We start from the raw sequence: 21,004 nt of genomic DNA, 5'->3' as shown, positions 1-21,004 counted from the left end.
ATTATGAAAGAAATTGTTCTTATCACCGGTGCCGGCGGAATGATCGCACAGAAACTCTCAAAAAAAATAGAAAACGAATACACCGTGCGATTTCTGACGCGAAAGAAAAAGCAGGAGAATGAATTTGAATGGGATATTAAAAACGGAACAATGGATGAATCTGCTCTTGAAAATGTTTCCCACATTATTCATCTGGCTGGCGCCAATATTTCAGAAAAACGATGGACCAAGGAAAGAAAGCGTGAACTGATATCCAGCCGTGTAGATTCTGCAGGACTTCTTTTAAAAACTGTAAAAAAGAAAAAAATACAGCTTAAATCTTTTATTTCCGCTTCTGGAATCAATTATTACGGAACGGTAACAACAGAAAAAGTTTATACTGAAAAAGATCCTCCCGGAAATGACTTTCTGAGTGAGGTTGTGGTTTTGTGGGAAAGATCGGCAGATGATTTCAAAGAACAAAACATGGCAGAAAGGGTTGTGAAAATACGGACAGCCGTTGTTCTTTCTAAAGACGATGGGGCACTGAAGAAAATGGTTCCCACTATAAAATACGGCATCGGGTCTGCTTTAGGAAATGGAAAACAATACATGCCGTGGATTCATATTGACGATATTTGCTCTATTTATCTGACAACCCTGAAAAACTCTGATATGGATGGGGCTTACAACGCAGTTTCTCCTCAGCATACTACCAATGAGAATTTAACGGAAAAAATAGCTGAAGTCCTGAAAAAACCTTTATTTATGCCTAATGTACCTGCATTTGTTTTAAAACTAATGTTTGGAGAGCTGGCAGATGCTTTACTGGAAGGCTCACGGGCTTCTTCACAAAAAATACAGGATACAGGATTCCAATTTAAATTCCCTGATCTGAAGGGAGCTCTGGAAAATCTTCTGAAAGAGAAGTAATTTAGAAACAAAAAAAGTATTATATACATATCCTAGTGAAGTCACACTCAGACTTTCAAATTTTCCAGAACCTTATTAAGCAAAGCTGTTAATGTTTCTAATTCTGTTTTATCTAAGATAGCAGAAGCCTGATCGGCTACTGTTTTTCGGAAATCTTCAGAATTATTGATCAGAAACTTACCTTTTTCTGTTGCTGAAAGATTAAATATTCTTCTGTCGGAAATACTTTGTTTCTGTTCAACCAGCTCATTACTGATCAGGAATTTGATCTGTTTTGATATGGCTGCCTGGCTGACCTTAAATGCTACAGCAATCTGTTTTCCGGTAACCTGATCCTTCCGGTATATATATTCTATAATATTGTAATGCGTTGCAGTAACACCGCTGATGTTCCCCTTGTTCATATTAGCCAATATAAAACACTGAAGATCAGTAAACGTATTAAAAAATTGATTCTTTTCTATTTCCATAAAAATACTTAACTTAGTTAACTATTAACAAAGTTAATGAATTATTATGAAAGAAATCATCATCACTCACGCAAGACAGAATAATCTGAAAAATATTTCATTACGCATTCCAAAAAATAAAATAACGGTCTTCACAGGAGTTTCAGGATCCGGAAAATCATCGTTGGTATTTGAAACGATAGGTGCCGAAGCCCAACGCCAGATTAATGAGACCCAAAACAGTTTCATAAGAAACCGCTTACAGTATTTTGGAGTTCCGAATGTTGAAAAAATCGAAAACCTTAATGTCCCTTTTATCATCAATCAAAAAAGGCTGGGAGGAAATGCACGCTCAACAGTGGGAACAGCAACCGATATTTATGCCTCCCTCCGGCTACTTTTTTCCAGGATAGGTAAACCATTTGTGGGATATTCCAATGTGTTTTCTTTCAACAATCCTCAGGGGATGTGTCCTGAATGTGAAGGCCTAGGATATGTGCAGACCGTGAATACGGAAACTCTTTTTGACAGAAACAAATCACTGAATGAAGGCGCGATACGGTTTCCCACATTTCAGCCCGGAGGCTGGCGGCTGACACGTTATATTTATTCCGGGTATTTTGACAATGACAAAAAGCTTAAAGACTTCACAGAAAAAGAATGGGAAATGTTGTTGAATGCCAAAGAACATATTCCCAAAAATCCGACCAAAGAATGGGGAAAAACAGTCCGGTATAAAGGCGTAATTCCCAGAATTGAAAGTTCATTTCTGAAAAAGGATTCTAAAGAGAATATTACGCGAAAAGATACTTTAAAAAAAATCATAATTACTAAACCATGTCCGCTTTGCGAGGGGAAACGGCTCAATTCAAAAGTTCTGTCCTGTAAGATTGAAGATAAAAGCATTGCAGACTGTACCTCACTCTCCATTGATGAACTTCTCCTTTTTATTCAGAGCTTGTCATCTGAAATATATTCTTCTATAATTAATGAGTTGATAAAAAAGCTTCAGAACCTAATTGATATAGGTTTGCAGTATCTGACCCTGGACAGACAAACTGACACGCTATCAGGAGGGGAATCCCAACGGATAAAAATGGTAAAGCAGCTGGGAAACAGCCTTGTGGATCTGCTGTATATTTTTGATGAACCCAGTATCGGCCTCCATCCTAAAGATATTGACCATATTGTAGATATCATCAAAAAAATAAGGGATAAAGGCAATACCGTCTTAATTGTTGAACATGACCCGGATCTCATCAAAATAGCCGATCTTATTGTGGATATGGGACCTGATTCGGGGAAAAACGGCGGTGAAATTATGTATCAGGGAACTTTTAATCATTTAAAAAATGCAAAAGGTAAAACAGCCGATTATTTTAACAAAGCCCGTACTTATAATAACGTCCCTAGATCAGCAAAAGGCTATCTTGAAATTAAAAATGCTCATCTTCATAACTTAAAAAATGTGAGTGTAAAAATACCTACAGGCATCATGAATGTTGTAACCGGTGTGGCAGGATCAGGGAAAAGCACTTTGATCAATAAAGTTTTACCCTTATCCTATCCGGTAACCGTAGTAGATCAATCTGTTTTTACAGCCAGTATCCGTTCAAATCTGTTAACGTATCTCAATCTGTCAAATACTGTCAGAAAACTTTTCTCCAATGCCAATAATGTTTCTGAAAAGCTTTTCAGCCGCAACGGTGAAGGCGCCTGTTCCAATTGCAGGGGATTGGGCGTGGAAAAAATAGACCTTGCTTTTATGGATGATATTGAACAGCCCTGTGAAGTCTGTCACGGATCAGGGTATAAACCTGAAGTTTTACAATATCTATACAGGGGTAAAAATATCGCTGATATCATGAATATGACCGTTCTGGAAGCCCTGCAGTTTTTTCCCGGACCCGGATTTGAGCATGAACTCAGTCTAATGATTAAATTAGGACTGGATTATCTGACTCTGGGGCAGCGGCTGGACAGCTTCTCCGGAGGTGAAAGACAGCGTTTAAAACTGACCAAAGAGCTGAACCGTACAGATAAGATTATTGTTTTGGATGAGCCCAGCACAGGCCTTCATCCTATTGATAATGAAAAGCTGCTTTCTTTCTTTGATGAACTGATACATAATGGGAATACCTTAATCGTTATTGAACATAACCTGGACATCATCGCTCAGGCAGACTGGATTATTGATATCGGTCCTGGAGCCGGAAAACTGGGCGGCAGTATTGTATTTGAAGGAACCGTGAAAGACCTCTTATCAGCACAGCATTCTGCAACTTCCGTATATTTAAAGAAGCACCTTCGAGGTCAATAGAAGCTGAAATGGCTGCTTACTGTTTATTTTGCGATAAAGATTCTCTGATTTTAAGGGAAATTTAAGGGCTTGTTGAAAAAGAAATATTAATTTAGCATTTATATATAAGGCCTATCAGACCCACATCATTAAATATAATAGAGAAGATATTCCCATGCAGAATCCTAACATTACTATTCTTAAAACAGAAATTTTATCAGACAACTGGTATACACTTAATAAAGTCACTTACAACATTATAAAAAAGGACGGAACCACAGAAACCCATAGCAGAGAAGCTTACGACAGAGGAAACGGAGCGGTTATCCTCCTTTATAATAAGATTTCAGGTACTGTGATCTTAACCAGGCAGTTCAGGCTTCCTACTTTCATCAATGGAAATGCCACAGGAATGCTTATTGAAGCCTGCGCCGGCCTTTTGGACAATGATAACCCCGAAGACTGTATAAAAAGAGAAACGGAAGAGGAAACCGGTTATAAAATTTCTAAGGTGGAAAAAGTGTTCGAAGCCTATATGTCTCCTGGCTCCGTAACGGAAATCCTGTATTTCTTTATCGCTGAATATTCTTCTGAAATGAAGATCGCAAACGGTGGAGGACTCGAAGAAGAGGGAGAGCATATTGAAGTTTTAGAACTTCCTTTTAATGATGCCCTTACCATGATAGACAGCGGAGAAATCATGGATGCAAAAACCATCATGCTTCTGCAGCATTTACGCATCAAAAGTATTGTATAGAAATAACAAACGGTGTGAAACATGCTTCTAGCCGCCTATTGCTAAAACTATTTTAAAAGGATGACAATTAGGATCATCAGGATATTTGCTGCCGTAGCCATCTTTATTTTCAGTATTCTGATGCTGAAAACGATCTCCCAATATACAGGTTTTGATAAAAATGTGGGTTTTCTCATGTTTAAACAGAAAGTGGTCAGTAATCCCTATTGGATAACATTTTTTTACATTCACATTTTTTCAGTCACGCTTTGTTTATTGGCTGGACTCACTCAGTTTTCAAACCGGTTTTTAAGTGAAAACACAGCACTTCACAGATGGATAGGAAAGATTTATGTTTACAATATTCTGATCATCAATGTTCCGGCATGTTTTGTATTGGGATTATTTTCAAATGGTGGAATCATCGGGATTACAGGGTTTATGCTTCAGGATATTCTCTGGGCTTATTTTACGATTGCTGCCGTTCTCTTCATTAAAAAAGGGAATATTGCAGGGCACAAAAAATATATGATCCTAAGCTATGCAGTTACCACCACAGCTATCACTTTCAGGATTATAAAGAATCTGTTCTATCAGGAAAATCTGCATGATTATGAGCTGTTTTATGGACTGAATGTCTGGGTTTCCCTGATTCTCAATCTTGCAGCAGCTTATTTTATTATCAGAAGCCAAGCATTATCTCTCAAAACTTACGTTCATCGTCAAAATAATAAATGAGATAAACAGCAACAATGCATAGGACACAATGAAGATCAAACCATTCAAGACTATTCTGTGCTGAGATTTTGATGTCCAACGGTTAAAAAACCGCATCACCAGATAAGATAATCCAGCCAGGATCAGTAAAGTAAAAATAAAAAAAACAAAGCCCGAGTCCATAGATATTAATTTATGTCAAAACTATTATTTTAAAATTAAAAAACATAATAAAATCTCTAGATTAAACTCAGGTTCAGAATATTTCCGAATAAAGCTTATAACAAAATATATGAAAAAATTACTTTTTACACTTTCATTGGCTCTTTCTGCAGCAGTCTTCGGACAGAAAACAAGCAGTAAGAACAACAATCTGGTACTCTACCCTTACCAGACTTTCAACTGCGATAATAAAGGATATTTTGATCCTGGAAAATATAAAAAAGAGGAAATAGACGGGATTTATAAGCTCCTATATCAATTCAACAGTGGTTTGTTCGACAATCATGCGGTCTTTAAACTTTCGGATCTTGAAGATATCCGAAAAAATAAAAACATTTATCTGCAACAATTGGAAAAACAGTATCAGGAAAAGAAAAGCCAGCTGTATAACCTTAAAGTTATTAATCTTCCCGACTGGAAAAAGCTTCACCAGGAAACCATTCAGACTTTTGAAAATGAATATCAACTGAAAAAAGAAGAGCTTATCGCCTACTCTGATCCTGCATCACTTAAAAATAGCAAATATTACAATACCTGCAAACAATATATTGATGCTGTTTCTTCTCCGGACAAACAGAAAATGTACACCGTTTGGAAAAACTTTGTTGAAACCAAAAGCAAAGATAATGCTGATCCACAATCTGTAATAGATAGGTTCAAGGCTCAATTCAACGATCCGAAGAAAGATGATTATGCACTGATTCAATTAATTGGTTTCGGCTTCTACAACTGTGCCAACGGCAGTTTCAGACCAGATCCTAATGATGAGGGAGCGCTCTATGAAAAGTTTGATAAGATCTTTACCAAGCTGAAACAGGACTGTGATGAGCCATAATTTTATTTAAAGATTGAAAAATTTAATGATTTAAAAATCAGTCAGCATTCGTTTTCGGGTGCTTTTTTTTGTTTCCGTAAGAAATTTCTCTTATTGAGCCTGAAAAAAATGATTCGCTTTTATTTCAGACAGCTGTACTGATGTGGAAGGAATTCCAAATTTTAACAGCCTGTCAATAATATGTTCAAGGTGGGCACTGTCTTTTAACACACATTCAGCAATGAGACAGTATTCTCCTGTGATTCTTTTACAGCTGATGATCTCGGGGAAGTGTTTCAGGTGGTCAATAAATATTTTAAACTCATCATTTTTAAACTTCAGATGAATAATGACTCTCAGGCTATATCCGAGACGGCCATAATCAATATCTGCTGTAAAACTTTTGATAACACCGGTATCGGTAAGGTTCTGTACTCTCTCTTTTGTAGCAGACTGAGAAAGGGAGATGTTACGCCCTATTTCAGCATAACTTAACCTGGAATTTTCAGTCAGTAACCGTAAGATTTTATAATCAAAATCGTCTAAAACTATTTTCATTGTATTTTTAGATTAAATCAGTAGAAATAATCAAAATTATAAAATTTAACCATTAAATCCATTTTATAACTACATGAATTTGACAGAAATTTGACATAAAAAAATATGACAACAATTGAATTTTCAGACAATGGAAATACACCATTTGAAAAACTTATTGGCCATAACCCTGAAATACTATACCACTGGAACAGACTTGAAGAGACTTTCTTTAAAAATACAAGTTTAGACTCTGATTTACTGGAACAGATCCGAAGAACACTTGCATTTGGCAATGGCTGTGAATACTGCATGGTAAAAGGCGGAAGACCCGATTTCAGCCAGTCAGATCTTAAAATTTCCGTAACTGTAAGCTTCGCAGAGCTATTCTCTAAAGATCACCGTTCCATACTCAAGAGCCATTTCAGCATGTTGAGAGAATTCTTTTCCGAAAAAGAAATTTCGGAGCTCTGCACCTTTATCAGTTTTATCAGTGCTTCCCAAAAACTGGGGAAAATATTTAATCTGACTGAAGAATATCAACAAAATGCAGTAGTGAGAATGGAGCAGTTAATTTTATTTAAAGATTGAAAAATGTAATGATTTAAAAAATTATAATGGCAGTATCCTATGGGTGCTGCTTTTATTTTTAAATACTTACTCCGTGAATATTTTTAACCTCGGCCATCACAAAAGTGCTGTGTGCACTTCCTATAGAATCTAATGAACCCAGCGTATTGAACACAAAGTCCTGGTAATGTTTCATATCTCTTACCTGAACTTTCAGGAGAAAATCGAAATCTCCTGAAATATTATAGCATTCAGCAATTTCATCAATCTGTAAGATATCTTCAACAAACTGATTTCCTACAGAACGGTCATGGATTTTAAGTTTAATCTGGCAAAAAACAGTAAACCCGCGGTTCAGCTTTTCTGCTTCCAGTACAGCTGCATAATGCTTGATATATCCTTCCTGCTCAAGTCTTTTCATCCGTTCGAAAACAGGTGAAGGTGAAAGATTGACTTCTTTTGCAATCTCTTTTACAGTCAATTTAGCATTCTTTTGCAGGATTCTGAGCAATTGAAGATCCCTTTCGTCAAGTCTTTCCACAGAATAATATTCTTTTTGAGGTTTATGTTTTTCAAATTTACAGAATTTTTAACTTTAAAATAAGACCAAAACAAAATAATATTCCTAATTTTTACAAATTAACCAATCAATTCACTTTAATCAATACCTTTGACATAGATTTTGTTCTTTAACATACTTCATCAAACAGAATAGGTTTTACATAACGTAGATTAATAGGGAATCGTGTGAGAATCACGAGCTGTCGCGCAACTGTAAGTAACACGACAAAGGTTTTTATCCAAGTATATCCACTGCCAGAAGCGGGAAGGATGATAAAAACTGTTACAAGTCAGGAGACCTGCCTATTCTGAATTGACAATGCTTTCGCGGTCTGAAGCTTCAGCTCATATAGATGATACTTTGAACGTCCCTGCATTACCGGGAAATTACGTCCTCACTGTATCCATTTATATCCTAAAATTCTTTCCAAACAGCATTGCGGAGCATCTAAAAGAGCCTTTAAAATCCTAATTGTCTAATTAAAAGTTTAAAAACATGCAAACGCACATTCTTGGCAGCCCGCGTATTGGCCGCCACAGAGAACTCAAAAAAGCCTGCGAACAGTATTGGTCAGGCAAAACATCATTAAACGAATTACTGGAAACCGGGAAAACCATTAGCCGGCAGAACTGGAAAATGCAGCAGGAAGCAGGAATTGACCTTATTCCCTGCAATGACTTTTCTTATTATGATCAGGTTTTGGACATGACTCTAGCTGTGGGAGCAATTCCCGAACGCTATAAAGAAATTGCCTCAAGAGCATCCAATTCTGAGCTTGATCTATATTTTGGCATGGCAAGAGGCTACCAGAAAGACGGCCTCGACATTACCGCCATGGAAATGACAAAATGGTTTGATACCAATTACCATTATATCGTTCCTGAATTTCAGAAGAACCAGCAGTTCGGATTATTTTCCAAAAAGATCATCAGTGAATTCATCAGCGCAAAAGAAGCCGGAATAAATGCCAAGCCTGTGATCTTAGGCCCTCTTACCTATCTTCTTCTGGGAAAAGAGAAAGAAGACGGGTTTGATAAACTGGACCTCATAGAAAATCTGCTTCCGGTATATATCGAAATTTTAAAAGAACTGGAAAACCATGGTGCCACATGGATTCAGCTTGATGAACCTTTTTTAGGTCTGGATCTTACTGAAAAAGCAAGAGAAATCTACCCATCTGTTTATGCTGAAATCAGAAAACAGTTCCCGAATCTTACATTTATTCTTGCTACTTATTTTGAAGGTTTAAAAGACAACCTTTCATTAGCAGCTTCACTTCCTGTAGATGTCCTGCATATCGATCTGGTACGATGTCCTGAACAGCTGGATGAAGTTTTACGTACCATTCCTCAAACATTGAGTCTATCCTTAGGTATTGTAGATGGACGGAACATCTGGAAAAATAATTTTGAAAGATCTTTAGGCTTTATAGAAAAAGCGGTCAGCACCATTGGTTCAGACAGGGTTTTTATTGCCCCTTCATGTTCTCTGCTTCACTCTCCTTTTGATCTTGAATTGGAGACGAATGAAGAAACATTATCTCCTGAAATTAAGCAATGGATGGCTTTTGCCAAACAAAAAGTTGATGAAATTGTTACCTTGAAAAAGCTTGCTTCCGGAAAGGCAGATTACCAGGCTCTGCAACAGTATGCCGAAAATAAAAAAGCAATTGACACCCGTAAAATCTCAGCTTTGATCCACAATCAGGAAGTAAAAGACCGTACGGATGTAACAACTGAAGATGATGCAAAGAGAAACAGCCCGTTCAGCATAAGGAAAGAAGAGCAGCAAAAAGTTCTACAGCTTCCCTTATTTCCTACGACAACGATTGGCTCTTTTCCTCAAACTAAGGAAGTAAGGACATGGAGATCAAAATTTAAAAAAGGGGAACTGACCGCTGAACAATATGATGATCTTCTTAAAAAAGAGACAGAAAGAACCATCCGCTGGCAGGAAGAGATAGGTATTGATGTGCTGGTTCACGGAGAATTTGAGCGAAATGATATGGTAGAATATTTCGGGGAACAGCTTTCCGGATTTGCTTTTACTCAAAACGGATGGGTTCAAAGCTACGGCAGCCGATGCGTAAAACCTCCGGTGATTTATGGTGACGTTCACCGTCCGCATCCAATGACGGTTTACTGGTCCCAATATGCCCAATCTTTAACTCAAAAATGGGTAAAAGGAATGTTGACCGGCCCCGTAACGATTCTTCAATGGTCTTTTGTACGTGATGACCAGCCTCGTTCTCTTACCTGTAAACAGATTGCACTGGCAATCCGTGATGAGGTGAATGATCTGGAAAAAGCAGGGATCAGAATCATACAGATTGATGAACCGGCTATCAGAGAAGGGCTTCCGCTCAGGAGATCCGATTGGCAGCAATATCTTGAATGGGCTGTAGAAGCCTTCAGGATTTCATCTTCCGGTGTGGAGAATGCAACACAGATTCATACGCATATGTGCTATTCTGAATTTAATGATATCATCGAGAATATTGCCGATATGGATGCCGATGTGATTACGATAGAATGCTCCAGAAGCCAGATGGAACTGTTGAATGCTTTCGCAGATTTCAAATATCCGAATGAGATTGGTCCGGGGGTTTACGATATTCATTCACCCAGGGTTCCGTCAAAAGAAGAAATGGTTGAATTGCTGAAAAAAGCGCAAGCCGTTATTCCAGCACAGCAGCTTTGGGTAAACCCTGACTGTGGTTTGAAAACCCGCCATTGGGATGAAACAGAAAAGGCGTTGATTGCCATGGTGGAAGCTTCAAAAGAAGCAGCAGAAACTTTTGATAAAGAAGGAAATTTAGTTAAATAATAGGATTTGTGCAGGAGTTTTTAAGCTCCTGCTTTTTTTTGTTTTGCTCAAAAAAATTATAGCATCTTTATGACTACTTTTCCTTTTGCACGGCCACTTTCTACATATTTCACTGCTTCATTTGTATTTTCGAACGAAAAAACTTTGTCGATGACAGGTTTTATTTTTCCTGCTTCTATCAATTTTGTAATTTCTGCTAATTGCTTTCCATCAGCTTTCATGAAAAGAAAAGAATAATTAATATTTTGCTTATCCGCCTTTTTTCTGATTTTACGGCTCAACAATTTTGTCACCAATTTTATATACCAAGGCAGGTTAAGTTCATCTGCAAATGCAGGTGTTGGCGGACCGGAAATTGAAATAATTTTTCCTTTTGATTTCAGGATATTGAATGATTTTTCCAGGGTTTTGCTGTCCTGGCTATTCAGCACTGCATCATAATCCATCAGAATATCTTCAAAATTTTGTGTTTTATAATCGATTAGTACATCTGCACCAAGGCTCTTCAAAAGTTCGAAGCTTTTTTCACTGGCAGTAGTAGCAACCGTTGCCCCTAGATATTTTGCCAGCTGTATAGCAAAAGTCCCTACACCACCGGATCCGGCCTGAATAAAAACTTTCTGACCGGCCTGAACATTAGATTTCTCAATCAAAGCCTGCCAAGCCGTTAAACCCACCAAAGGAATTGAGGCCGCCTCTTCCATTGTCAGGTTTTTAGGTTTTAAAGCCACATCCTTTTCATTAATAGAAATAAATTCTGTAAAAGTCCCTATATGAAAATCTGCTACCCTTGCATAAATCTCATCCCCTACTTTAAAGCTTTTTACTTTTGAACCTACTTTTGTGATGACTCCTGCCACATCATGACCTAAAATCAACGGCATTTTATAAGGTAAAATGAGTTTAAATTCACCGCTTTTTATTTTAGAATCCAGGAGATTGACACTTGCTGCATAAATCTGAACTAAAACCTCATTTTCTTTGACAACGGGTTCAGGCAGATCGATAAGTTGAAGCGCACTGTCTTTTTTATAACGATTGATACCGTATGATTTCATAATTTGAGCTTATTTATGGTTTAAGGTATTGTTCTGATCTCTTAGGGTTTACTAAACCAAATGTGAATTTAGGAAAAAATCTGTGCAGAAAATAAACCAGTTTTGTATCACCTATCCGAATTGTATATTGATCTTTCTGTAATCCTAAAATCAAACCTTTTACGAGTTCTTCCGGTGTCATTTTCTTATCTTTCCTTGCGGCAGTCATTTCCGTATCCACAACCGGAGGAAGTAATTCAAATATCCTGATTTTGCTATCGATAATCCGTAAATGTTCTCTGAGTGATTGGGTGTAAAATGCCAGCGCCGTTTTAGAAGCCGAATAGGTAGCTTCAAGAAATGACGGTACATAGCTCAGGATGGAAGTGGTATTGATAATAGCACTTTCTTTTCTTGATTTCAGCATCTCCAGAAAAAGATTATTTAAACGTATTACCCCTAAATAATTAACTTCCATTTCGTATACAGCATTTTCGATATGTTTTTCGGTGGGAATTCCCAAATTGATGGGCGCCGCACCAACGCCGGCATTGTTGTACAAAATATCAATCCCACCCATTTCTGAAACTTTATCAAAAAGTAGTTTAGCATCTTCAGCAACAGATACATCACTTTGGATGGCAATGAGATTTGGAAACTGTTTTTTTGCAGCATCAAGTTTATCCTTACTTCTGCCTGTAATAATAACCTTCGCACCTATTTTTAAAAACTGCTTCGCTGCTTCCAGCCCTATTCCTGAAGCTCCTCCTGTTATCAGAATTGTTTTTCCTTTTAATTCCATGATACTCTATTTAAAATGAAACCCCTCTTTTTGTCAGACGATCTGCTCTTCTTATTATCAGAAGATTGTTTCGATCTAAATGGATATTACTATAAGAGTTAAAAAGAGTATTTTTCATTGTATTGTAAAATTAATTTGTTAAATTCGCTTGCATTTTACAAGTACAAATTTATACAATAACTTTTAAAATGCAAGTTATTTTTTTTTAATTATTAAATTTATTTTATGTCAATTTCAAAAAAGAGATCAGATTGTCCTATCAGCTGCTCACTGGATATCTGGGGAGATAAATGGTCACTGCTTATTATAAGAGACTTGATGTATGCCAAACAGTGCACTTATGGAGATTTCTTAAAATCCGAAGAAAAAATAGCAACCAATATTCTGGCTTCCCGCCTTCTCATGCTGGAAGAAAACAAGCTCATCATCAAACTGGACCATCCGGAAAGTAAGGCTAAAGTGTTATACAAACTCACCCAAAAAGGTATTGATCTACTCCCTGTCCTGATTGAAGTTAATCTATGGGCCGAAAAATATTCTGACATTCCGGAAGACCAGAAAATGATGTTAAAAGAAGTAAAAAAGGATAAAGAAGCTTTTATAAATAAACATATTAAGGGGCTGAGTGGACTATAAGCTTCGGAGGATTTCATGTACAACTTGAGGCTCCTGTGCTGATCACGTTGGCGGATGATCTAAGAATTGCCTGTTAATATAGCGGACGAGAAACTGAAGAATCATTAACTATAAATCTACTATTCTTAAATCCCAACTTTCTTTCTAATAAATAATCGCATTAAACGCAATTAATTGATAATATTCATAGCATTTGCTATTAATTAAAAAAAAATTTAGTTTAGACAAAAAAATGAATGACTAAATATTTTAATCAAATTTGCGAATTTCGTCAAAAAAATCCTATAATCAAAGGTTCTGCTATTAGAACTGACAATCCGATTCTACATGATGTTAAAATTGCTCTTAGTAATTTAAAAGATGAACTGCATAAAAGGTATAAAAAATTTGAAGGTATTGATTTTACAGTAGAAATATCTAAGGGAGCTGCTAATTTTCCAAATATAACTCATGTTTGCATTCTTCCTCCAGGGCAAAAAGTATCGGACGGAATATATGTTGCGATTTGCTTTGATAAACTAGGGAAAGGAGCTGTAGTTGGTTGTGCAGAATCAAAAACTAATTCTAGAAGTTTAAATATTGTGGTTAGAAAAAAAGGAAAATATATTCCGATTTTAGACATTGACGGAGGAAGTGAAAAAACCAAATATAATAATGTGTATGAAAATCCAAAAGATTTTTATTACAAGTTAGAAAACGAAGTCGAATTAGAAAATCATATTAAAACATCATTGAGTCTATGTCTATATAATCTAAAATTGACAAAACACTCACAACATCTTCAAATTAAAAATTATTTGAACTCTACAATTAATGAAAATGAAATAGAATATTTTAATTTAAATAATATTCAAGACGACAGAAAAAAAATTGCTATTCAAATTCATGCGAGGAGAGGTCAAAAACTGTTTAGGAAAAAACTTATTGATACTTATAATAAAAAATGTGCCGTAACAAATTGTGAAATTGTAGAAATGTTAGAAGCAGCGCATATATATTCTTTTAGAGGCTCCGATACTGATAAAATACCTAATGGGCTTTTATTACGCTCAGATATTCATACGTTATTTGATTTGGGACTAATTAGTATTAATCCTAATAATTATCTTATTCAAGTTAGCAACAAAATAATTAACGATGAATATTATGCTAAATTACATGGAGTAAAAATTAATTTGCCTAAGAGAAGTGAAGATTATCCAAATCAAGATTCCCTTAAACACCATTTTGAAAATGTTTTTGATATATAAAACGGCCACAAGATTATACCGATAGTATAATATTTATTTTAGTTCTTTATGTAATTTATTCCAACCGATTGCCTTCAAAACAAATTACTAATCAAAAACTTACAGTTTCTCAATTAAAAACCTTAATTTTGCACCCCGAAATAAGGATTCTACAGTTATGAAAAAATTAGGCGAATACAGAAAGCTTCTTGAAGTTGATAAAACCGTTACTTTAAAGGAATTAAAGACCATTTACAGGAATACAATGAAAGATACGCATCCTGATAAATTTGCCAATGACGAAGCCGGAAAGTTGGAAGCAGAGGAAAAAAGCAAGTCTATCATTGAAGCCTATCACTTTCTGGTGAGCATCAACCCGGAAACACAGGAAAAATATAAGGAAGAATATACTGAAACGATTACAAAATCCAATATTCAGGATTTTTACCTTGAAAAAGCAGTTTTGAAAGTTCAACACCTGAATGGAAACATGTATGAATACCTTGGAGTTCCGAAAAATACATATATTAAAATGGTGAATTCCGATTCTCCAAGCCGTTTTGCAAGAAGACATATCTACGGTAGTTTTATCTACAGAAAGGCTGGCGAAGCTATGGCAGATTAATTTTCTGTATAACAATAAATAAGCGAAGGCTTTCAGTTCATTCTGGAAGCCTTTTTTTATGATTAAAGAAATTAAACGATCATCTTTTTGAAATGTATACTTTCAGGATTTTTTTGACGCAAAGGATTAATTATTATACTTCATAAGAAGGATGCAAAGAAGGAATCAATCAAAGATTGATTTGATTAAGGAAACGTAAAGCGCATCAGAAATCTAATGCGCTTTAATTAATTGAGATCCGGACTCCCGAAAAGATACTTTCAGTTTTATAGTGTGACCACTATTTTACCTACTACCCTTTTTGTTTCCATTTCCAGATGGGCTTTAGCCATTTCCTCAAAAGAAAAAGTTCGATGGATATGAGGAATCAGGGATTTATTCTCAAGTAAGCCAGCAATGGACTGAATCGTTTCTTTTTTGGAGGCCACCATCATGAATTCAAGATTAATATCCTGTTTTTCCGCTTTATCCTGAGTTTTTTGAGGAATTTCAGGCGAAGGCAATGTTACAATAATTCCTCCGGAACGCACCACATCAATTGATTTCAACAGGGTTTCTCCCTGAATGGTATCGATAACAATATCTATATCATTAGCAATATCGAGGCTGTCTTTTTGGGTATAATCAATATGCTCATCCGCACCCATTGACAGAACAAATTCCTTATTATTTGCGGAGGAAGTTCCTATCACATAAGCTCCAAAATATTTAGCGATCTGTACTGCAAAATGGCCAACTCCTCCTGACGCAGCATGGATCAGAACCCTGTCGTTTTTCTTAATTTTAGCAACATCCACCAAGGCCTGGTAAGCTGTTACCGCTGCTAAAGTAGCTGCTGCAGCCTCTTCAAATGTATGATTGTCAGGAATCAGGGCCAGATGACTTTCAGGAGCAGCCACATATTCTGCATAGGCTTTTCCGTTCCCGAAAAAGTTTACCATTCCGAAAACTCTGTCCCCAATTTTAAAATCGGTTATATTTTCTCCTATCTCACTCACTTCACCTGCAATATCCCAGCCTAAGACCACCGGTCTTATATCACCATATATCCAACTGAGAACACCATCATATGCTCTGGCATTTACATCAACCGGGTTGATTCCTATTGCTTTTACTTTTACTAATACTTCGTTACTTTTTATTTGGGGTTTTTCTGTATCAGTCAGCTGAAGCTTATCAACACCTCCTGCTTCATTTAAAATAATTGTTTTCATTATATTTTTACTTTAAGGTCAAAACAAAAGTAAATTAATGCTATATTACAGGCAAGTATGCACTTTTTTGTACTCTACAAACCAAAAGTATACTATTGCTGATTATCAATATATTAATTTTAATAAAAATCATGAAAAAATATTTAATCGACGAGCCTTCCTGTCCTGTAGATTATGCATTTAGAAGAATTGGCGGAAAATATAAAGGAAGAATCTTATGGTATCTGCACGTAAAAGCTATTATGCGTTACGGCGAATTGCGGAAAACGCTCTCAGATATTACCCCGAAAATGCTTACCCAGACTTTGCGTGAACTGGAGGATGACAGCCTTATCAACAGGAAAGTATATCACGAAGTTCCGCCAAAAGTAGAATATTCTTTAACAGAAGTTGGCCAGCAGCTCATCCCTTTCATTGACTATTTAAGAATCTGGGGAAATGAGCAAATAGAAAAACACAAAGCTAAACAGATAATTTAATATAAGGTAATTGTCCTAAAATTAAAAAGCGCCTCAGAGATCTGAGGCGCTTTTCGGTTAATTAAGGCTAATATCTTAGTCTATGTGTTTAGGAGTATATCCGTCTTCACTTAGTTCTTTGTGTACATAGTCAGCTTTCATTTCAGCTTCGTAGTCTACTTTTTCATGTTTACCCATTCTTCTGAGAATTGAATCAAATAATGAATATACTACCGGTACAATGATCAGCGTCAGGAATAATGATGATGTCAAACCACCGATAATAACCCAGGCTAATCCGTTGTTCATCTCTGCTCCTGCTCCTTTTGCAATTGCAATCGGGATCATCCCGAAGATCATCGCAATCGTTGTCATCAGGATCGGACGAAGACGTGCGTGGTTCGCCTGAATCAGTGCATCATGCGTATTCGCACCTGCTGCTTTTCTCATATTCGCAAAGTCGACAATCATAATCGCGTTCTTCGCTACCAAACCAATCAACATGATCATCCCCAGCATCGTAAAGATGTTTAATGAATTTCCGGTGATGGCAAGAATAACCATTACCCCGATCAATGCCAGCGGAATGGAGAATAATACCACGAACGGATATACAAATGAATCATACAATGAAACCATTACCAGGTATACCAATACGATAGCCGCCATCAATGCAATTCCTAGGGTACCGAAACCTTCGGTCTGGTTTTCCATATCACCACTCCAGATATAGCTTACGCCTGCCGGTTTGGTTTTTTCGTTATCCATAAACTGAGCGGCCCATTCGTTGGCAACATCTCCTACAGGACGACCTACTACTTTAGATTTTACCTTTACAGAAGGCGATTTATCCCTACGTTCCAATAAACTCGGTCCTGAACCCATTTTTACGTCAGCAAACTGACTCAATCTGATCTGCTCTCCCTGAGGGTTTGTAAACATCAGGTTTCTTACATCATCAATGGATTGTCTGTTGGCATCACCAAAACGGATGTTGATGTCATATTCATATTCTCCGGCTCTGAATTTTCCGTCTGTATTTCCACTGAATGCAGTCTGCATCGTTTGTCCTACGCTGGAAAGATTTAAGCCTAAAGATGACATTTTATCTCTGTCGATATTCACCTGAACTTCCGGATTTCCAGAGTCAGTTGATAATTCTGCATCTACAGAACCAGGAACTTTTTTAAGCAATTCAAGAATTCTGTTCGCTTCCTTATTGGCTGTTTCGTTATCCTGAGCCGTTACCACCATTTCAATAGGTGCATTATCTGCTCCCATTAATCCGATCGGTGCCGTTTTAAATTCAACTCCTGTGAATTTTTCTTCCAGCGCTCTCTTGATTTTTGCAGACTTGATATCTGTGCTTTCATTACGCTCAGATTTATCTACAAGAATCACCTGAATTTCTGACTGATACAAGGTAGCCTGCGCTCCACCAAATCCTGATGACTGCTGACCAACTGTGGTGATCATATCTACAACATCTTTATCATTTCTAAGGTACCTTTCAACCGCTAACGTAATCTGATTGGTTTTTTCTACGGAAGCATCTTTTGGTAATTCCATCTGAACAAGGAACTGTCCTCTGTCCATTTTAGGGAAAAATTCACCCCCGATAAACCCAAATGCTACCAACATGAATGAAGAAATCAAGATAATGAACGTTACGATCACGGTCATGATTCTTCTTAATGAAGATTTCAGCACCCACTCCAAAATTCCTGTGATCCAGTGCGTGAATTTTTCCAATTGCTTTTCAAACCAAAGGATAAATTTCTCAAAAGGATTTTTACCCGTTAAATGTACCAACTTACCATATCTTGAAGATAACCAAGGAATGATAGTGAATGAAGCTAATAATGAGAATAATGTTGCAATAACCACGGTGACACAGAACTGCGCCAGGATATCAGATACCAGCCCCGAACTCATCGCGATTGGCAAGAATACCACTACAATTACCAGGGTAATAGCCGTTACGGTAAATCCAATTTCTGAAGCACCATCATACGCTGCACGGATTCTGCTTTTACCCATCTCCATGTGACGGTAAACGTTCTCCAAAACTACAATCGCATCATCCACAAGAATACCAACCACCAATGAAAGTCCTAGTAAACTCATCAGGTTTAAGGTATATCCCATCAGATACATCCCGATTACCGTTGCAATCAATGACATCGGGATAGAAACCATTACAATGAATGCATTCCTGATGTTATGAAGGAACAATAACATAACTACTGCTACCAGGATAATTGCTAGGAATAAATCGAAAATTACGTGGTCTGCAGCTTCAAGTGTAAAGTCTGTGGTATCATCTACAATATTGATTTTAATTGCCTGGGTTTTATAGTTGTTCTGAACATCAGCAATTGTTTTCTGAATAGCTTCTGAAACGGAGACCGCATTGGCATCAGACTGTTTTTTAACCTGAAGTAAAATCGTTGAATTCTGATTGTATCTTGCCACTTTCTCCACATCTTTTTGAGTATCGAAAACGGTTGCAATATCTGACAAACGAACCTGAGCTCCATCTTTATTGGAAACCACAAGGTTATTCATCTCATCTACACTTTTATACTTCCCGGAAAGTCTGATCGTAGATCTTGACGTTCTGGTCTTCAAAGCCCCCGTCGGGAAATCCAGGTTGGATGAAAGAATGGCCTGCTGGACATCTGCAATGGCAATACCATAACCCTGCATTTTCTTTTCATCTAAGTTGACCTGAATCTCTCTCTCCTGGCCTCCTACAAGATCAACCTGAGCCACACCATTTACACGGGAAAAAATAGGCTCTATTTTTTTATCTAAAAGGTCATAAAGATCTTTATTATTAAGCTTGTCACTGGAAATACTCAAAGTCATGATCGGAAGATCATCCAGTGAGAATTTTTGCAAAGAAGGTGGATCTGCATCGTCCGGAAGGTCTGCCAGAATAGCATTTACCTTTCTCTGTGCATCATTCAAAGCATAGTTTACATCGGCACCGGTATTCAGCTGAACCATAATAACCGATAAACTTTCGTAAGATGAAGATTCAACTTTTTTTACGTTTTCCAGGGAACCCACAGCATCTTCAATTTTTCGGGTTACCGAAGTTTCCACCTCAGCAGGCGAAGCTCCCGGATATACCGTAGAAATGGTTACCATATTGGTTTCAAACTTTGGAATCAACTCGTACCCCATCATGGAGTAACTTAATAAACCACCCAGTGTAAGTATCGTAAACAATACGATAACAAGGGACGGCCTTTTAATGGATATTTCTGCTAACTTCATCTTCTGTTACTTTACGATATTGATTTTTGAACCGTTATCAAGGTTGATTTGTCCGCTGGTAACTACCTGTTCACCACCATTCAGTCCGCTTAAGATCTGAACTTTGTCACCGTATACTTTTCCGGTTTGTACTTTGATCAGTTTAGCCGTTCCGTTACTTACGATAAATAATTGTCCTGAACTTACTCCGTTCACAAAAGCTTCTGCAGGAACGGTCAGCATATTCTGGGTTTCAGCACCATGATTGGTTTTGAACAAAGCTGTTGCATACATACCCGCTTTCAGGTTTCCTCTGTTCTGAACTTCAATTTCAACAGGGAAATTTAAAGAAGCATCACTTTTAGGAGCAATGAAGGTAATTCTTCCGCTGAAAGATTCTCCAGGTAAAACATTTACATTAATTGGAACTTCCTGGCCCAACTGAATTCTTCCAACCTGGCTTTCATCCACCAATACAGAAAGTTTCAAGCTGTTGATATTAACAATTTCAAACATGGAAGTTCCCACGGAAACCACTGTTCCCGGCTCTACCATCTTTTTATTGATTGTTCCGCTGATCCCTGCACGAATACTGGTATCATTTACTCTTACTCCCTGAGCTCTTACGGCTGCCTGTGCATTTTTCAGCTGCAGCCTTGAGTTATCAACCTGCTGTTTGGTAACACCTCCGGTTTTGAAAGCATTTTCGTAACGTTGGTTATCAATAATCGCATTTTGCAAATTATTTTGAGCCTGAGAAACATCCACTTCGATTGCGTCTTTTTTGATCACAGCCAAAGTCTGTCCTGCAGAAACTCTTGATCCTTCTTTTACCAGAACGCTTACAATACGTCCGGCGATTTCGGAAGACTGATTCATTTCCTGCTTTGGAATGAAAGTTCCGTTGGCAGTATAGTCTGTGTCAATATTTTCTCTTGCAACAGTGACAACATTTACGTTGATTTTATCCACCTGTTTAGCAACTTCTTTTACTTCTGTTTCCTGTTTCTTCTTATTATCAGCGATTTTATATGCGGCTAAACCAATAAGTACTGCTGCGACGATGATATATATTAAGGTTTTTTTCATAGTTTA

General features: G+C 37.1%; 19 protein-coding genes and 1 riboswitch. Of the genes, 11 read left to right on the top strand and 8 right to left on the bottom strand.

Annotation, left to right across the window (positions count from 1 at the left end):
• Positions 1-3: 3 nt before the first annotated feature.
• Positions 4-912, top strand: a complete 909-nt coding sequence (locus tag V6R96_RS08190) for a TIGR01777 family oxidoreductase (protein ID WP_336378621.1) — start codon at positions 4-6, stop codon at positions 910-912.
• Positions 913-959: 47 nt separating this feature from the next.
• On the opposite strand, the gene V6R96_RS08185 is transcribed toward V6R96_RS08190, so the two are convergent.
• The gene (locus V6R96_RS08185) at positions 960-1,316 is read right to left on the bottom strand and encodes a MarR family transcriptional regulator (protein ID WP_336378620.1); all 357 of its coding nucleotides are present in this window, start codon (positions 1,314-1,316) and stop codon (positions 960-962) included.
• A gap of 112 nt (positions 1,317-1,428) precedes the next feature.
• Here V6R96_RS08185 and V6R96_RS08180 point away from each other — a divergent pair, with 112 nt between their 5' ends.
• From V6R96_RS08180 to V6R96_RS08165, 4 genes are all read left to right on the top strand, one after another.
• Positions 1,429-3,681, top strand: coding sequence for an excinuclease ABC subunit UvrA (locus tag V6R96_RS08180; protein WP_336378619.1), 2,253 nt, complete (start codon positions 1,429-1,431; stop codon positions 3,679-3,681).
• 154 nt (positions 3,682-3,835) lie between these two features.
• On the top strand, positions 3,836-4,417 hold the full coding sequence (nudK, locus tag V6R96_RS08175; RefSeq protein ID WP_111958193.1) for a GDP-mannose pyrophosphatase NudK: 582 nt from the start codon (positions 3,836-3,838) through the stop codon (positions 4,415-4,417).
• A gap of 60 nt (positions 4,418-4,477) precedes the next feature.
• Positions 4,478-5,134 (top strand): DUF2306 domain-containing protein, encoded by a 657-nt coding sequence (locus V6R96_RS08170; RefSeq protein ID WP_111958195.1) that lies wholly within the window; start codon positions 4,478-4,480, stop codon positions 5,132-5,134.
• Between the two features lie 271 nt (positions 5,135-5,405).
• On the top strand, positions 5,406-6,170 hold the full coding sequence (locus tag V6R96_RS08165) for a hypothetical protein (protein ID WP_336378618.1): 765 nt from the start codon (positions 5,406-5,408) through the stop codon (positions 6,168-6,170).
• A 90-nt stretch (positions 6,171-6,260) separates the two neighbouring features.
• Here the strand turns inward: V6R96_RS08165 and V6R96_RS08160 are convergent, their stop codons facing one another.
• Complete coding sequence (locus tag V6R96_RS08160; protein WP_336378617.1) at positions 6,261-6,707, bottom strand: Lrp/AsnC family transcriptional regulator; 447 nt, start codon at positions 6,705-6,707, stop codon at positions 6,261-6,263.
• Between the two features lie 105 nt (positions 6,708-6,812).
• On the opposite strand from V6R96_RS08160, the gene V6R96_RS08155 reads away from it, so the two are divergent.
• Complete coding sequence (locus tag V6R96_RS08155; RefSeq protein WP_336378616.1) at positions 6,813-7,277, top strand: carboxymuconolactone decarboxylase family protein; 465 nt, start codon at positions 6,813-6,815, stop codon at positions 7,275-7,277.
• A gap of 58 nt (positions 7,278-7,335) precedes the next feature.
• On the opposite strand, the gene V6R96_RS08150 is transcribed toward V6R96_RS08155, so the two are convergent.
• The gene (locus V6R96_RS08150; protein ID WP_111958203.1) at positions 7,336-7,797 is read right to left on the bottom strand and encodes an Lrp/AsnC family transcriptional regulator; all 462 of its coding nucleotides are present in this window, start codon (positions 7,795-7,797) and stop codon (positions 7,336-7,338) included.
• 155 nt (positions 7,798-7,952) lie between these two features.
• Positions 7,953-8,139: riboswitch (cobalamin riboswitch) on the top strand.
• A gap of 174 nt (positions 8,140-8,313) precedes the next feature.
• On the opposite strand from V6R96_RS08150, the gene metE reads away from it, so the two are divergent.
• Positions 8,314-10,644 carry a 5-methyltetrahydropteroyltriglutamate--homocysteine S-methyltransferase gene (gene metE / locus V6R96_RS08145; RefSeq protein ID WP_336378615.1) on the top strand — a complete coding sequence of 777 codons (2,331 nt, stop codon included), beginning with the start codon at positions 8,314-8,316 and terminating at the stop codon, positions 10,642-10,644.
• Between the two features lie 56 nt (positions 10,645-10,700).
• On the opposite strand, the gene V6R96_RS08140 is transcribed toward metE, so the two are convergent.
• Both V6R96_RS08140 and V6R96_RS08135 read right to left on the bottom strand, forming a co-directional pair.
• Positions 10,701-11,702, bottom strand: coding sequence for an NADP-dependent oxidoreductase (locus tag V6R96_RS08140; RefSeq protein ID WP_336378614.1), 1,002 nt, complete (start codon positions 11,700-11,702; stop codon positions 10,701-10,703).
• A gap of 13 nt (positions 11,703-11,715) precedes the next feature.
• Positions 11,716-12,483, bottom strand: coding sequence for an SDR family NAD(P)-dependent oxidoreductase (locus tag V6R96_RS08135; protein WP_336378613.1), 768 nt, complete (start codon positions 12,481-12,483; stop codon positions 11,716-11,718).
• Between the two features lie 225 nt (positions 12,484-12,708).
• Here V6R96_RS08135 and V6R96_RS08130 point away from each other — a divergent pair, with 225 nt between their 5' ends.
• From V6R96_RS08130 to V6R96_RS08120, 3 genes are all read left to right on the top strand, one after another.
• Entirely contained in the window at positions 12,709-13,119 is a 411-nt protein-coding gene (locus tag V6R96_RS08130; protein ID WP_336378612.1) for a helix-turn-helix domain-containing protein, read from the top strand.
• 236 nt (positions 13,120-13,355) lie between these two features.
• Positions 13,356-14,369 carry an HNH endonuclease gene (locus tag V6R96_RS08125; protein ID WP_336378611.1) on the top strand — a complete coding sequence of 338 codons (1,014 nt, stop codon included), beginning with the start codon at positions 13,356-13,358 and terminating at the stop codon, positions 14,367-14,369.
• 157 nt (positions 14,370-14,526) lie between these two features.
• Positions 14,527-14,973, top strand: coding sequence for a KTSC domain-containing protein (locus V6R96_RS08120; protein ID WP_111958213.1), 447 nt, complete (start codon positions 14,527-14,529; stop codon positions 14,971-14,973).
• A 266-nt stretch (positions 14,974-15,239) separates the two neighbouring features.
• Here V6R96_RS08120 and V6R96_RS08115 read toward each other — a convergent pair whose 3' ends face one another.
• Entirely contained in the window at positions 15,240-16,187 is a 948-nt protein-coding gene (locus tag V6R96_RS08115; protein ID WP_336378610.1) for an NADP-dependent oxidoreductase, read from the bottom strand.
• Between the two features lie 131 nt (positions 16,188-16,318).
• Between V6R96_RS08115 and V6R96_RS08110 the strand changes: the two genes are divergently transcribed.
• Positions 16,319-16,666 (top strand): helix-turn-helix domain-containing protein, encoded by a 348-nt coding sequence (locus V6R96_RS08110; RefSeq protein WP_111958402.1) that lies wholly within the window; start codon positions 16,319-16,321, stop codon positions 16,664-16,666.
• Between the two features lie 75 nt (positions 16,667-16,741).
• Here V6R96_RS08110 and V6R96_RS08105 read toward each other — a convergent pair whose 3' ends face one another.
• Positions 16,742-19,930 (bottom strand): efflux RND transporter permease subunit, encoded by a 3,189-nt coding sequence (locus V6R96_RS08105; protein ID WP_111958217.1) that lies wholly within the window; start codon positions 19,928-19,930, stop codon positions 16,742-16,744.
• Between the two features lie 6 nt (positions 19,931-19,936).
• Positions 19,937-20,998, bottom strand: a complete 1,062-nt coding sequence (locus V6R96_RS08100) for an efflux RND transporter periplasmic adaptor subunit (protein ID WP_111958219.1) — start codon at positions 20,996-20,998, stop codon at positions 19,937-19,939.
• Positions 20,999-21,004 lie beyond the last annotated feature (6 nt).

Origin of the sequence: Chryseobacterium sp. CCNWLW53 (assembly GCF_037083525.1) — a bacterium.
Taxonomy (GTDB): domain Bacteria; phylum Bacteroidota; class Bacteroidia; order Flavobacteriales; family Weeksellaceae; genus Chryseobacterium; species Chryseobacterium lathyri.
This window is presented reverse-complemented; position numbering and strand designations above follow the sequence as displayed.

Coding starts and splice junctions, on each gene's coding strand:
- V6R96_RS08190 (WP_336378621.1), top strand. CDS start 4: ATGAAAGAAATTGTTCTTATCACCGGTGCCGGCGGAATGATCGCACAG.
- V6R96_RS08185 (WP_336378620.1), bottom strand. CDS start 1,316: ATGAACAAGGGGAACATCAGCGGTGTTACTGCAACGCATTACAATATT.
- V6R96_RS08180 (WP_336378619.1), top strand. CDS start 1,429: ATGAAAGAAATCATCATCACTCACGCAAGACAGAATAATCTGAAAAAT.
- nudK (WP_111958193.1), top strand. CDS start 3,836: ATGCAGAATCCTAACATTACTATTCTTAAAACAGAAATTTTATCAGAC.
- V6R96_RS08170 (WP_111958195.1), top strand. CDS start 4,478: ATGACAATTAGGATCATCAGGATATTTGCTGCCGTAGCCATCTTTATT.
- V6R96_RS08165 (WP_336378618.1), top strand. CDS start 5,406: ATGAAAAAATTACTTTTTACACTTTCATTGGCTCTTTCTGCAGCAGTC.
- V6R96_RS08160 (WP_336378617.1), bottom strand. CDS start 6,707: ATGAAAATAGTTTTAGACGATTTTGATTATAAAATCTTACGGTTACTG.
- V6R96_RS08155 (WP_336378616.1), top strand. CDS start 6,813: ATGACAACAATTGAATTTTCAGACAATGGAAATACACCATTTGAAAAA.
- metE (WP_336378615.1), top strand. CDS start 8,314: ATGCAAACGCACATTCTTGGCAGCCCGCGTATTGGCCGCCACAGAGAA.
- V6R96_RS08140 (WP_336378614.1), bottom strand. CDS start 11,702: ATGAAATCATACGGTATCAATCGTTATAAAAAAGACAGTGCGCTTCAA.
- V6R96_RS08135 (WP_336378613.1), bottom strand. CDS start 12,483: ATGGAATTAAAAGGAAAAACAATTCTGATAACAGGAGGAGCTTCAGGA.
- V6R96_RS08130 (WP_336378612.1), top strand. CDS start 12,709: ATGTCAATTTCAAAAAAGAGATCAGATTGTCCTATCAGCTGCTCACTG.
- V6R96_RS08125 (WP_336378611.1), top strand. CDS start 13,356: ATGACTAAATATTTTAATCAAATTTGCGAATTTCGTCAAAAAAATCCT.
- V6R96_RS08120 (WP_111958213.1), top strand. CDS start 14,527: ATGAAAAAATTAGGCGAATACAGAAAGCTTCTTGAAGTTGATAAAACC.
- V6R96_RS08115 (WP_336378610.1), bottom strand. CDS start 16,187: ATGAAAACAATTATTTTAAATGAAGCAGGAGGTGTTGATAAGCTTCAG.
- V6R96_RS08110 (WP_111958402.1), top strand. CDS start 16,319: ATGAAAAAATATTTAATCGACGAGCCTTCCTGTCCTGTAGATTATGCA.
- V6R96_RS08105 (WP_111958217.1), bottom strand. CDS start 19,930: ATGAAGTTAGCAGAAATATCCATTAAAAGGCCGTCCCTTGTTATCGTA.
- V6R96_RS08100 (WP_111958219.1), bottom strand. CDS start 20,998: ATGAAAAAAACCTTAATATATATCATCGTCGCAGCAGTACTTATTGGT.